This is a genomic window from Myxococcus sp. MxC21-1 (genome assembly GCF_032612255.1).
GTDB lineage: Bacteria > Myxococcota > Myxococcia > Myxococcales > Myxococcaceae > Myxococcus > Myxococcus virescens.
On record NZ_CP123278.1, the window covers coordinates 4809543 to 4823431 of the forward strand.

The window sequence follows — 13889 nt, forward strand, 5'->3', positions numbered from 1 at the left end:
ATGAGCGCAGTGTCCAATATTGAGCACGACCCCATTGCAATCATTGGCATCGGCTGCCGCTTTCCAGGGGGCGCGAAGTCACCACGCCACCTCTGGGAGCTGCTCACCCAGGGCCGCTGCGCCATCGTAGAAGTCCCGAAGGAGCGATGGGACCACCGCCGGTACTACGACCCGGACCCAGACAAGCCAGGCAAGACGTACGTGCGGGCGGGAGGCTTCCTGCAGGAGGCCATCGACACGTTCGACGCGGCCTTCTTCTCCATTTCGCCCCGGGAGGCGGCGACGCTCGATCCGCAGCAGCGCCTGCTCGCAGAGGTGGCATGGGAGAGCCTGGAGGACGCGGGCCTTCCGGCGGACAAGCTCGCGGGCAGCCCCACGGGGGTCTACGTCGGCGGGTTCATGCTCGACAGCATGCTCACGCACATGGGGCCGATGAACCGCGAGCTCATCGGACCGCACACGGCGGTGGGCTCCACGATGACGGTGCTCTCCAACCGCCTGTCGTACATGTTCGACTTCCAGGGGCCGAGCATCTCCCTGGACACGGCGTGCTCCTCGTCGATGGTCGCCGTCCACCTGGCGTGCCAGGACCTGCGCAGCGGCACCACCTCCCTGGCGCTGGCGGGTGGCGTCAACGTCATGTTCCGGCCCGAGATCTTCGTGGCCATGAGCAAGGGCAAGTTCCTGTCGGCGGACGGGTACTCCAAGAGCTTTGATACCCGCGCGGACGGCTACGGCCGTGGCGAGGGCGCCGGCATCGTGGTGCTCAAGCGGCTCTCCGACGCGGTCCGAGACCAGGACCGCGTCTACGCCGTCATTCGAGGAACGGGAGTCAACCAGGACGGCCACAGCGAGTCCATGACGGCGCCGAGCTCTCGCGCGCAGGAAGCGCTGATTCGCCGCGTCTGCGCCAGCGCCGCGTTGGACCCCACCGAAATCCATGCCTTCGAGGCCCATGGCACGGGCACCGCCGTCGGTGACCCGGCGGAGCTGGGAGGCCTGGGCGCCGTCTCCAAGCGCGAGGACGGTCAGGGACCGTGGGTCGGCTCGCTCAAGGCCAACATCGGGCACCTGGAGGCCGCGGCCGGTGTGGCCGGCCTCATCAAGGCGAGCCTGTGCCTGCAGCACCGGCAGTTGCCCCCGCAGGCCAACCTGCGCAACCTCAACCCCGCCATCCCCTTCGACACGCTGGGCATCCGCATCCCGCGCGCGCTCGAAGCGCTCGCGCCCCGGAAGGACGAGCCGCTGCGGATGGGCGTCAACTCCTTCGGCTACGGCGGCACCAACGCCCACTGCGTCATCGAGCAGGCCCCGTCCGCCGTATCGCAGGCCCGCGCCGACGCGCCCCCGGCGCCGCTGCTCCTCCCCTCTCCGCCCGCAGCCCCGAGGCGCTGCGCGCCCTGGCTCGGTCCTACGCGGAGATGCTCGCCGCGCCGGCGTCGGCCTCGCTGCCGGACATCTGCTTCTCCGCGGCCACGCGGCGCGCCCACCATGAGCACCGGCTGGCGCTGCTGGCGACGGAGGACGTGGCCGACCTGACGGCGCGGCTGGAGTCCTTCGCGTCGGGCAACCCCGCCGAGCTGGGCGCTTCTGGCCGGACGCTCCAGGCCGCGGATGCCCGGCCCGTCTTCGTGTTCACCGGCATGGGGCCCCAGTGGTGGGCCATGGGCCGGGAGCTCTACGCGCAGGACGCGCTGTTCCGCGCCACCCTGGACCGCTGCGACGCCCTCTTCCAGCGGCTGGCGGGCTGGTCGCTGCTGGAGCAGATGCTCGCGGACGAGAAGTCCTCCAACATGGCGCGGACGGACATCGCGCAGCCCGCGAACACGTTCCTCCAGATTGGCTTGCTGGAGATGTGGCGGCGCGCGGGCATCACGCCCGCGGCGGTGATTGGCCACAGCGCGGGCGAGGTCGCGTCGGCCTATGCCGCCGGCCGCTTCACGCTGGAGCAGGCCATGCTCGTCATCTACGAGCGCAGCCGCATCCAGGCCAAGGCCGCGGGCCAGGGAAAGATGGCCGCCGTGGGCCTCTCCGAGGAAGGCGCGCGCGCCGCCATCCGGGGGCGTGAGGACCGGGTGTCCATCGCCGCCATCAACGGCCCCAACGCGGTGACGCTGTCGGGTGACGCGAAGGCCATCGAGGAGATCGCCGCGGAGCTGGAGGCGCGCGGCGTGTTCCAGCGCATCCTGAAGGTCGAGGTGCCGTACCACAGCCCCGCCATGGAGGGCCTGAAGCCAGAGCTGCGCCGCTGCCTGGCCGCGCTGAAGCCCTCCGCCGGGCACCTGCCCACCTACTCCACCGTCACGGGCGGGCGCATCGAAGGCATTGCCTACGACGCGGAATACTGGTGCGACAACATCCGCGAGCCCACGCTCTTCGCGAAGGCCGCGGGGCAGATGCTGAAGGACGGCTACCGGCTCTTCATCGAGCTGGGGCCCCACCCCGTGCTGCTGGCGTCCATCAAGGAGTGCTGCGCGGAGGCCCGCGTCGAGGGCCGGGTCCTCACCTCCCTCCGGCGACAGGAGCCCGAGCACAAGACGTTCACCAAGGCCGTGGCCGAGCTCTACGTCGCGGGCATTCCCATCGACTGGAGCGGCCTCTATCCGCAGGGCTCGCGCTACACCCCGCTCCCCACCTACCCCTGGCAGCGAGAGAAGCACTGGCACGAGTCGGAGGAGGCCCTCACGGACCGTCGGGGTTCGGACGAGCATTCGCTGCTCGGCCCCCGCGTCTCCGCGCCGCTGCCCACCTGGGAGCGCGGGCTGAACGCGCGCTTCCTGCCGTGCCTCCAGGACCACCGCGTCCGGGGCTCGCTCGTCGTCCCTGGCGCCACCTACGTCGAGCTGGCGCTCGCCGTTCGCCGCGCCATGGGCCTCTCCGAGCCGCATGCACTGGAAGAGGTGCGGTTCGAGAACGCGCTCGTCGTCACCGGCCATGACGAGCCCGTCGTCCGGACCACGTACGACGAGGCGGCGCAGACGGTGACCATCTACAGCCGGCCGCGCGACAACCGCACGGCGTGGACCCGTCACGCCACCGCGCGCATCCGCCGGAACGTCCACACGCCACCGGAGACACAGGCCCGGGTGAGCGAGCTCGGCATCCACGCCGAGGCGCCGCTCGACACCGAGGCGCTGTACCGGATGCTGGCGACGCGCGGGCTCGAGTATGGCCCCAGCCTGCGCGGCATCCGCACGCTGCGCCGCAACGAGAAGGAACTGCTGGCCGAGATTGTCCTTCCCGAAGCGGAAGTGGCGCGCATCACCGCGGATTCGCAGATGCTGCTCGACCCCGTGTGGTTGGACCCGTGCCTCCAAGCCATGGTGTCCTGGCTTCCCGAGGACGACGCGCGGCTCTACCTGCCCATGGGCTGCCGGAGCATCCAGCTCTCCGCCCCTCCCGCGGCCCACGCGCCGCTGTGGTGCCATGCCCGGATTCGCGCGCGCACGGCCCACAAGCTCGAATGCGACATCACGCTGCTGGACGGCGAGGGACGGGTGTCCGCGAAGCTGACGGGCGTCGAGTGCGCCGCGCTCGCGGACCGTGAGGAGTCCGTGCCCAGGCCCGCGTTCTACGACTGGACGTACACGCACGCCTTCGAGGCCACCGCCGAGGAGCTGCCCACGAAGAGCCAGGGCACGTGGCTCGTCTTCGCCGACCAGGGCGGAATCGGCACCGAGCTCACGCGTGAACTCCAGCGGACCGGCATCCAGGACCTGGTCCTGGTGACGCGGGGCGAGACGTTCGTCCGCGAGTCGAACCACCGCTTCCAGGTTCGTCCCGGAAACGCGGAGGACGTCCGTTCCCTCGTGGAGGCCGTGGGCCGTGTCCGCATCCAGCACGTTGCCTACCTCGCCGGCCTGGACGCGCGTCCGGGAGTCGAGTCGAACGACGTGCAGGCGCTGCTCGACGTGGTGCTGGCCCTGGCGCCGGGCGATGGCGCGTCGCTGCGCATCGTCACCCGCGACGCACAGCGCGCGGCCCCGGGTGACGGCCTGGGCGCGCTGTCCGCCACGCCGCTGATTGGCTTCGCGCGCGTCATCCCCGCGGAGTTCCCACACCTGCGGACCCGCTCCATCGACCTGCCGAAGGACGCCTCGGCGTCGCAGCCGGAGCTGATCGAGCGCCTTGCGCGTGAGCTGCTGGCGGAGACGCAGGAGGAGGAGGTCGCGCTGCGCGACACCCGCCGCTTCGTCCGCCGCCTCAGCGCGAAGCCTCTTCCGGAGTGGGAGGCCCAGACGAAGGGCACGCCCGCGCCGGCCGGTGTGGAGCAGGTGTTCGAAGTCGCCCTCGACGGCGCCGAGCGCCGACCGCGTCGCGCCACGCGCAAGCAGCCCGCGCGCGGAGAGGTCGAAATCAAGGTCACCCACGTGACGCTGACCCGCGCCGCGGCCGTGCAAGGCCGGCGTGCGTCCGACACGCACTGGCCGCTGGAGGTGGGCGGCGTGGTCGTCGCGGTGGGCGAGGCCACCCCGGGCTTCACGTCCGGCCAGGTGGTGCAGGCGCTGGTCGCGCAAGAAGCGCCCGTGGTGGGCTCGCACGTGGTGCTGCGCCTGGACCGGGACTTCGTCACCGCCGGCACGTCCCAGGGACGGCTGCTGCCCTTCCTCGGCGCGGAGTACGCGCTCCATGTGCATGGCCACCTCCAGAGCTCCGAGCGGCTCCTCGTCATCGGGGACGCCGGTGGCGTGGGGACCGCTGTGGTCGAGCTCGGCCGCGCCGCGGAGCCCGGACGGCCATCATCCTGGACGGCGACACGCGGCAGGTGCCAGAGGGCGTTCGCGTCTTCGACCGGCGCTCGCCTTCCCTCCCGGAAGACATCCTGGAGTGGGCGGACGGCGCGGGCGTGGACCTGCTGGTGAACGCGTCCTGCGACGCGGAGCCCACCCTCACCAGTGTGCTCGGGGCCTTCGGCCGCTTCGTCGATGCGGGCCCGCTCGCTCCGGCGGAGGGCCTGTTCGCCACCGCATGGCCCCGTGGCGCGGCCTGCGCTCGCGTGGACGTCGCGGCCATGCTGCGCCAGCGTCCCCAGGAGGTCGCCACGCGGCTCCAGTCCGTCCTCAGCCGGTTCCGGACCCTGCCGGCGCTGCCGTCCGAGTCCTGGCCCGTCACCCGCGCCGAGGAGGCACCGGCGTGGCTGGCGGAACATTCGCGGGACCAGGGGCTGGCCCGGCTCACGCTGACGTTCACCGATGGTGAGCCGCTCGCGCTCGCACCGGCGGCGGACGAGCCGCTCTTCGATGCGAACGCCACGTACCTCGTCACCGGCGGCTTCGGCGGGTTCGGCCTCGCGCTCGCCCGTTGGATGGTCGCGGAGGGTGCGCGGAACCTCGTGCTCACCGGCCGCAAGGGCGCCTCCACGCCGGAAGCCGTGCAGTTGGTCCAGGACCTGGAGGCGGCCGGCGCTCGCGTCACCGCGGCTGCCGCGGACGTCAGCAGCATGGACGACATGCGGGCGCTGTTCGCGCGCATCGACGCCACGCACCCGCCGCTCAAGGGCGTGCTGCACACGGCGGCCGTGCTGGACGACGCGCCGATGCCCGACCTGAACCTCGAGCGCATCCAGCGCGTCATGTCTCCCAAGGCGGGCGGCGCGTGGATTCTTCACGAGCTGACGCAGGACCGGCCGCTGGACCTCTTCGTCCTGTTCTCGTCCGTCGCCGCGCTGATTGGCAACCCGCGTCAGGGCAACTACGTCGCGGCGAACAGCTTCCTCGACGCGCTCGCGGAGCACCGGACCGCGCGAGGGCTGGCGGCCATCAGCATCCACTGGGGCGTGCTGGGTGAGTTCGGCATGGCCCAGGACGAAGCGGTGCGAACCTACCTCGAATCGCTCGGCCTCAACCCGATGGCGCCCGCCACCGTGTTGACCGCGCTCAAGCGGGTGCTGCGCCTGCGCACGCCGCAGTTGGGCCTCTTCGACGTGCAGTGGTCCAAGCTGGGCCGCGCCGCCCCGCACCTGGGCAAGTCCGCCAGGACATCACACCTGCTGGGCAGTGCCCAGGGTGGCGCACAGAGCGAAGCGGAGCAGCTGCGCGGACATCTGTCGGGGCTGGCCCCCGAGGCCCGGCAGCCGGAGCTGGAAAAGTTCCTCGTCGAACGGCTCGCCACCATTCTCCAGATTCCCATGGAGCGGGTGGAACCGCAGAAGCCCCTGTCCCTGCTGGGCGTGGACTCGCTGCTGTCGATGCAGGTCCAGCGGACCATCCGCGAGGCGCTCGGCATCGAGATTCCCGCGCTGGAGCTGCTGCGCGCCGGGAGCCTGGTGGAGGTCGCCACCAACCTGTCATCGAAGTTCGACGGGCCCGCTGCCGCCGCCGCTGCGCCCGCACCGGAACCGGTGACGGAGGAAGCCGAAATCGAGCAGCAGGTGAACAGCATGTCGGAGGGTGAGCTGGACACGATCCTCCAGGCCATGCTCGCCGCGCAGACGGCGCAGGAGAGGGAGACGGCATGAGCACCCCGGCTGACAACATGAAGGGCCTCTCACTCGAGGCGAAGCGCAAGCTGCTCGCGGAGCTCATGGCGAAGTCTGGGAAGGCGGCCCCCCGCCTCTCTCCGCTCGCGTCCGGCCAGAAGGCGCTGTGGCTCCTGCACCAGCAGGACCCGGAGAGCGCGGCGTACAACACGCCCTTCGCGCTGCGCATCCGCTCGCAAATGGATGTGGCGTCGCTCAAGCGCGCGTTCGGAATGCTGGCCGAGCGCCACGCGTCCCTGCGCACCACGTTCTCGTCCACCGCGGAAGGGCAGCTCGTCCAGACGTGCCACCCGACCCTCGAGCCGAGCTTCACCCACGTGGACGCGCAGGGCTGGAGCGCCGAGCAGCTCCAGTCCGAGGTAGCCCGCGCCTACCGTCAGCCGTTCTCGCTGGAGCGGGGCCCGCTGCTCCGGGGGAACCTCTTCTCCCTGGGGGCCGAGGACCACGTCCTCCTGATGACCGTCCACCACATCGTCTACGACGGGTGGTCCGCGGGCATCCTCCAGCAGGAGTTCAATCAGCTCTATCAGGCCATCGCGCGAGGCGAGCAGCCGTCCCTGCCGCCCGTCACGGGCAGCTACGCCGCCTTCGTCGCGCAGCAGGCGGAGACGATGTCGGGTGCCGCGGGGCGGGCCCACTGGGACTACTGGCAGAAGAAGCTCGATGGTGAGCTTCCCATCCTGGCGCTGCCCGCCGACCGCAGCCGGTCGGCGGTCGCCGCGAACCGGAGTGGCGCGAGCCCGTTCCGCCTCTCCGCGGAGCTGACGGCCCGCATCAAGGCGCTCGCGCAGAGCGCAGAGTCCACGCCCTTCGTCGTGCTCGTGTCCGCCTATGCCGCCCTGCTGGGGCGTCTGGCGCGGCAGGAGGACATCCTGATTGGCTCGCCCACGGCGGGCCGGCCCGGCTCCGCCTTCCATGACGTGGTGGGCTACTTCGCCAACGCGGTGGCGCTGCGCGCGGACCTCTCCGGTGCGCCCTCCACCCGGACCCTGCTGGGCCGGATGCGCACCGTCGTCCACGAGGCGCTCGCGCACCAGGACTTCCCGTTCGCATCGCTCGTGGAGCGCCTGAACATCGAGCGCCGTCCTGGCGTGTCTCCCCTCTTCCAGGCGTCCATCTCGCTCCACGCCTCGCGCGAGGGCGGCGGCGCCATGGCGCTGTGGGCCTCGCCCGACGAGGACGCCCGCGTCCATTGGGGCAACCTGCAGCTCGAGCCCTTCCCCATCAGCGACCAGGAGTCGCAGTTCGACCTCACGTTGGAGATGTGGGAGACGCGGGGCGCCTTCTCCGGCGTGCTCCGCTTCAACCGCGCCCTCTTCAACGACGACACCGTCGCCCTGTGGCGCGGCTACTTCGAGAAGCTCGTCGAGGAGATGGTCCGCGCACCGGATGAGCCGGTGGCCCGACTGTCCCTGGCGGTCAAGGCCCCGTCCCCCGTGCACGAGGCGCGCGTTGAAAGCGCCCCGGCCGTCACCACCGCCCAGACCCTCACCGGCTGGTTCGAGGCCCAGGCCGAGCGCAGCCCGAACGCCACCGCGCTGACGTTTGGCGAGGCGCACCTCAGCTACGCCGAGCTCAACGCCCGGGCGAATGTCCTGGCGCATGCGCTGCGCGACCACGGCGTGGGCCCCGAGTCACTGGTGGGCATCTGCGTCGACCGCAGCGTGGAGCTGGTCGTCTCCATCCTCGGCGTGCTCAAGGCCGGCGGCGCCTATGTGCCTCTGGACCCCGCAAGCCCGAAGGACCGGCTCGCGTTGATTCTGGAGGACGCGGAGGTCACCGCGCTGGTGACCGAGTCCAGCCGCACCGGCGAGCTTCCCACCCAGCGTGTGCCCACCGTCTTCGTGGACGCGCTCGACTGGCAGGGCGGCCGACGTGCGCCGAATCCCGAGCCGGCCATCACGCCGGACAACGCCGCCTACGTCATCTACACCTCTGGTTCGACGGGGCGCCCCAAGGGCGTCATCGTCACTCATGCCAACGCCACCCGGCTGTTCACCACGTCGGAGCCGCTTTATGGCTTCGGGCCGGATGATGTCTGGACGCTGTTCCACTCCGCGGCGTTCGACTTCTCCGTCTGGGAGCTCTGGGGGCCGCTGCTGTACGGCGGGCGCCTGGTCGTCGTGCCCCACTGGATGACGCGCGCGCCCGAGGCTTTCGGTGAGCTGATTGCACGGGAGGGTGTGACGGTCCTCAACCAGACGCCGTCCGCGTTCCGAGCGCTGACCCGCGCGCCGTCCATCGCGGATGGCAAGGGCGGGCGCGGCCTCAAGTGGATCATCTTCGGTGGCGAGGCGCTGGACGCGGCGACCGTGCGCCCCTGGTTCGAGCGGTATGGGGACGCCGGCACGCAGCTCATCAACATGTACGGCATCACCGAGACCACGGTGCACGTCACGTACTACCGGGTGACCGAGGCCGACCTCACCTCCGCCGCGAGCCCCATCGGACGCCCGCTCCCGGACCTCGAGCTGCACCTGCTCGACGAGCACGGCCAGCCCGTACCGGCCGGCGTTCCGGGGGAGATGTACGTCGGCGGCGCGGGTGTTGCGCGCGGCTACCTGAAGCGCCCCGAGCTCACCGCACAGCGCTTCGTCGAGGACCCGTCTTCGCCGGGCAAGCGGCTCTACCGCTCGGGCGACCTTGCCATCCGCCTTCCGGATGGCGGCATCACGTACCTGGGGCGCATCGACGACCAGGTGAAGATTCGCGGGTTCCGCATTGAGCTGGGTGAAATCCAGTCGGTGCTCGCCACGCATCCGGCGGTCGTTGATGCCTACGTCACCACGCATGAGCGGAGCGCGGACGACCGCCGCATCGCCGCCTACGTCGTGCCCAGGGACAACGCCGCGGAGATGCTCCTGTCCTCGGATGCGGACGGCGGCGTCGGCGACACGCACGTGGGCGAGTGGAAGGCGCTCTACGACGACCTCTATGCACGCTCCGCCAGCGAGCCGCAGCTGGACCCCAGCTTCAACATCGCGGGCTGGGACAGCAGCTACACCGGCGCACCGCTCAGCGCGGAGGCGATGAAGGAGTGGGTCGACCACACGGTCCACCAGATTCTCGTGCGGAAGCCCCGCCGCGTGTTCGAGATCGGCTGTGGCACCGGTCTGCTCCTCACGCGGATTGCGCCGTCCACGGAGGCCTACTGGGCCACGGACGTCTCGGGTGTCGTCGTCAACATGCTCCGGAGCAACACGGCGAAGTCGGCCGGGCTCGAGCATGCGAAGCTCTTCCACTGCGCGGCGGACCAGCTGGACGGCATCGACTTCGGCGACATGCGCTTCGACGCGGTGATGCTGAACTCGGTGGTCCAGTACTTCCCGAGCGCGGAGTACCTCGCCCAGGCCCTGGAGAAGGCGTCACAGCGGCTGGACACGGGCGGCGTCATCTTCGTGGGTGACGTGCGGAACTTCCGCCTGCTGGAGGCCTTCCACGCGTCCATCGTCCTGGCGCAGGCGTCCGGCACGCTCGATCCACAGGTGCTCAAGGCCCGCGTGGCGCAGCGCATGGCGGCGGAAGAGGAGCTGGTGCTCGCCCCGGACTTCTTCTGGGCCCTCAAGCAGCGCATCCCCCGCCTCACCCACGTGGAGATTCGCCCGAAGCGGGGCGCGTGCCTGAACGAGCTGACGCGCTTCCGCTACGACGTGCTCATCCACCTGGACACCCCGCCCAGCCCCGCCCCCGACGTGGCCTGGGGCCCGGGCAACGTGAGCCTGCCCGAGCTTCGCGCCCGGCTGAGCCAGGACGGCACCCGGCGTGTCGGCCTGCGCGGCATCCGGAACGCGAGAGTCGAGGCATCCTTGGACGCCCTGGCGAGCGTGACGGATGGAGCGTCCTCGCGGCCTGGTTCCTTCGAGAAGCTCCGTCGGCGTGTGCTGGACCGCGATGCCACGACGCCCGCGAGCGAGCCGGAGCCTGGCATCGACCCCGAGTCTCTCCACCAGCTCGCGGAGGCCCTGTCCCTCAACGTCGCCCTCGACTGGTCGCGCGGCGGCGTGGATGGTTCCTTCGACGCGGTCTTCACCCCGGCCGCGAAGTCAGCGCACGGGCCCGTGGCTCTCTTCGGAAGTGCACCGGAAATCGTCGTGGGGGCACGCCGCGCCAATGACCCGCTCCGGAGCCGGGTGGATCGCCGCCTGGAGAGCGAGCTGCGCAAGCGGACGCAGGCGAGCCTTCCCGAGTACATGGTGCCCGCGAGCATCATGGTCGTCGACCGGATTCCCCTGACCGAGAACGGCAAGGTCGACCGGCGCGCCCTGCCCGTTCCATCCGTCTCACAGGGCCTGGAGACGGCCTACGTCGAGCCGCGCAACGGCGAGGAGGAGATCCTGGCCAGCATCTTCGCCGAGCTGCTCGGCGCGGAGCGCGTGGGCGTGCACGACAGCTTCTTCGACCTGGGCGGCCACTCGCTGCTGGCCACGCAGGTCGTGTCCAGGATTCGCGCCGTGCTGGGCGCGGAGATTCCGCTGCGCACGTTCTTCGCGAGCCCCACCGTCGCGGGGCTCGTGACGGCCGTCCAACAGCAGCGCCAGCGCCCCGGAGCGGCCGCGGTCGACTTCACCGGGCCCATGGAGCGCCCGGAGCGCATTCCGCTGTCGTCCTCCCAGGAGCGGCTGTGGATCGTGGACCGCATCGAGGAGACGCGGGCCCCCATCTACGTCATCCCGCTGGTGCTCCGGCTCCGAGGCCCTCTCCATCACGAGGCCCTGCGGCAGAGCCTGGACGCCATCGTCCAGCGGCACGAAGTGCTCCGCTCGTGCTTCCCAGCGGAAGGCGCGCAGCCCTTCCAGGTCATCTCCCCGAACGTCACGGCCGAGCTTCCGCCCACGGAGGAGCTGGTCCACCCGGCCGGCGCTTCGGAGGCGGAGCTGCTCGGGCTCATCCAGGTCCAGGCGGGCTTGGAGGTCTCCCGGCCGTTCGACCTCGAGCGGGGCCCGCTGCTGCGGATGCGCCTCTTCCGCATCTCGGAGTCGGACCATGTGCTGGTCCTGACCATGCACCACGTCGTCTCTGACGGCTGGTCCGTGGGCATCCTCGCGCGTGAGCTCGCGGCCGGTTACAACGCGCTGCGCTCGCAGCGTGAGCTGGCCTTGCCGCCGCTCCAGGTCCAGTACGCGGACTTCGCGCTGTGGCAGCGGCAGCTCTTGCGGGACGGTGCGCTCGCGGAGTCCATCGAAGCGCACAAGCAGCGCCTGGCGGGGGCGCCCACGTCCCTCAACCTCCCCAGCGACCGGCCCCGGCCGGAGACGCCGACGTACCGGGGTGGCGTGGTCCGCTTCGACGTGGACCGTTCCCTCACGGCGCGCCTGAAGGAGCTGAGCCGCCGGGAAGGCGCCACGCTGTACATGACGCTGCTGGCGGCCTTCACCGCCTACCTGTCACGGCTGAGCGGCCAGAAGGACCTCATCATCGGCTCGCCGGTGGCGAACCGGAATCGCGCGGCGGCAGAGCCGCTGATTGGCTTCTTCGTCAACACGCTCGCGCTCCGGATGGACCTGTCCGGCGACCCCAGCTTCCTGGAACTGCTGTCGCGCGTCCGGCGCACGGCCCTGGACGCCTACGCGGACCAGGACGTGCCCTTCGAGAAGCTGGTGGAGGTGGTCGCGCCCGAGCGGAGCCTCAGCCGCCAGCCCCTGGTCCAGGTGATGTTCGCGCTCCAGAACGCGCCGTTCTCACCGCCCGCGCTGGATGGGCTCGACGTGCAGCTGCTCGACCTGGACAGCGTCACCGCCAAGTTCGACCTGACGCTGTCCATGCAGGAATCCGCGGATGGCCTCTCCGGCCTGCTCGAGTTCAGCGCGGACCTGTTCGACCGCGAGCGCATCGAGCGGATGGCCGAGCACCTCGTCGTCATGCTCCGCGAAGCGGTGCAGGCGCCAGAGCGCCGCGTGCCCGAGTTCGCGCTCCTGGGTACGAGCGAAGCCAGCCTGGTGGCGAAGTGGGAGCAAGGCCCCAGTGCCCCGCCCGCGCCCGACTCGGTGGTGGAGCTGTTCCAGGCGCAGGTCGCGCGCGCACCTGAGGCCATTGCCCTGGAGCATCGCAACGTCCGCCTGAGCTACGGCGAGCTCGACCGGCGGGCGACGCGCCTTGCCCGGCACCTGGTTTCGTTGGGCTTCGGACGGGAGAAGCGGGCCGCCATCTGCCTGCCGAAGTCGGTGGACTTCATCACCTGCATCCTGGGCGTCTGGAAGGCCGGCGGCGCGTATGTCCCGCTCGACCCGGAGTACCCCCAGGCGCGCCTGGGCAATATGCTGGACGACTCGGGCGCGGAGGTGCTGCTCACGGAGCGCGCCCTGGGCGAGCGGCCGGGCTTCCAGGGCCAGACGTTGTGGATGGATGAGCCCCTGCCGGAGCACGCCGAGCCGTCCACCCTCCCGCTCCCCGACGCGGGCTCCGCCGCCTACGTCATCTACACCTCGGGTTCCACCGGGAAGCCGAAGGGCGCGGTGCTGGAGCACCGGGGCGTGGCGAACCTCGCCGTGGCCTCGGTCCCGCTCTTCGGGCTCGGACCGGACAGTCGCATCCTCCAGGCGGCGTCGCTGTCCTTCGACGTATCCGTCTGGGACATCGTGATGGCGTTCGCCAGCGGCGCCCGGCTGGTGCTGCCCACGGATGAGACCGCGCGCGTGGGCGAGGCCCTGGCCACGGTGCTCACGGAGAAGCACATCACCCAGGTGGTGCTGTCACCCTCCGCGCTCGCGACGCTGCCGGAGGGGGCCTATCCCGCGCTCCGCGTGCTCATCACGGCCGGAGAAGCGCTCCCCGGGGAGCTCGTGAAGAAGTGGGTGACGGACACCCGTCGCTTCATCAACGCCTATGGTCCGACGGAGACGACGGTCATCGCGACGGTCGCCGAGCTCAAGCAGGGCGACACGGGCGTTCCGTCCATCGGCCGGCCCCTGCCGGGGCTGGTGGCGCGCATCCTCGACGCCGACCAGCGGCAGGTCCCCATCGGAGTTCCCGGCGAGCTGTACGTGGGCGGTGTGGCGCTCGCGCGCGGGTACCACGGACTCGACGAGCTCACCCGGACGCGCTTCATCCCGGACCCCTACTCCGACGCCCCGAACGCCCGGCTCTACCGGACCGGCGATCTCACGCGCTGGAGCGCCGACGGCAGCATCGACTTCCTGGGCCGCATCGACGACCAGGTGAAGCTGCGCGGCTACCGCATCGAACTGGGTGAGGTGGAAACCGTCGTCGACAGCCACCCCGCGGTCCAGCGGTCGGTCATCACGGTCCACCAGGGGCAGCTCGCGGCCTATGCCGTGGGCCGTCCGGGCACGTCGCTGACGATTCAGTCCCTGCGCGACCATGCCATGGGCCTGCTTCCGAACTACATGGTGCCGGCGCACTTCGTCGTGCTGGAAACCTTCCCGCTGACGCCCAGCGGAAAGGTGGACCGCAA

The 13889-nt window shown here is 70.9% G+C and carries 4 protein-coding genes (1 of these 4 only partly in view); all 4 read left to right on the top strand.

Translation table 11 applies throughout. The features are described 5' to 3' along the window. Tightly spaced (each overlapping or abutting the next), the 4 genes in view from QEG98_RS21530 to QEG98_RS21545 form a layout consistent with a single transcriptional unit that may run on beyond the window. On the top strand, nt 1-1539 hold the full coding sequence (locus QEG98_RS21530) for a polyketide synthase (RefSeq protein ID WP_316562639.1): 1539 nt from the start codon (nt 1-3) through the stop codon (nt 1537-1539). Beyond that, nucleotides 1422-4862, top strand: coding sequence for an acyltransferase domain-containing protein (locus QEG98_RS21535; RefSeq protein ID WP_316562640.1), 3441 nt, complete (start codon nt 1422-1424; stop codon nt 4860-4862). Before QEG98_RS21530 ends, QEG98_RS21535 begins: the two co-directional genes overlap by 118 nt. Next, nucleotides 4766-6457, top strand: a complete 1692-nt coding sequence (locus QEG98_RS21540; protein WP_316562641.1) for an SDR family NAD(P)-dependent oxidoreductase — start codon at nt 4766-4768, stop codon at nt 6455-6457. Before QEG98_RS21535 ends, QEG98_RS21540 begins: the two co-directional genes overlap by 97 nt. Further along, nucleotides 6454-13889, top strand: partial view of a non-ribosomal peptide synthetase gene (locus tag QEG98_RS21545; RefSeq protein WP_316562642.1) — the 5' portion only. Its footprint extends 1711 nt past the window's final position; only the first 7436 of its 9147 coding nucleotides appear in the window; the start codon lies at nt 6454-6456; its stop codon lies off the right edge, out of view. The genes QEG98_RS21540 and QEG98_RS21545 overlap by 4 nt, the downstream gene beginning before the upstream one ends.

What these genes read in the sequence shown, in the direction of transcription:
- QEG98_RS21535 (WP_316562640.1), top strand. Translation starts at nt 1,422, where the DNA reads ATGCTCGCCGCGCCGGCGTCGGCCTCGCTGCCGGACATCTGCTTCTCC.
- QEG98_RS21530 (WP_316562639.1), top strand. Translation starts at nt 1, where the DNA reads ATGAGCGCAGTGTCCAATATTGAGCACGACCCCATTGCAATCATTGGC.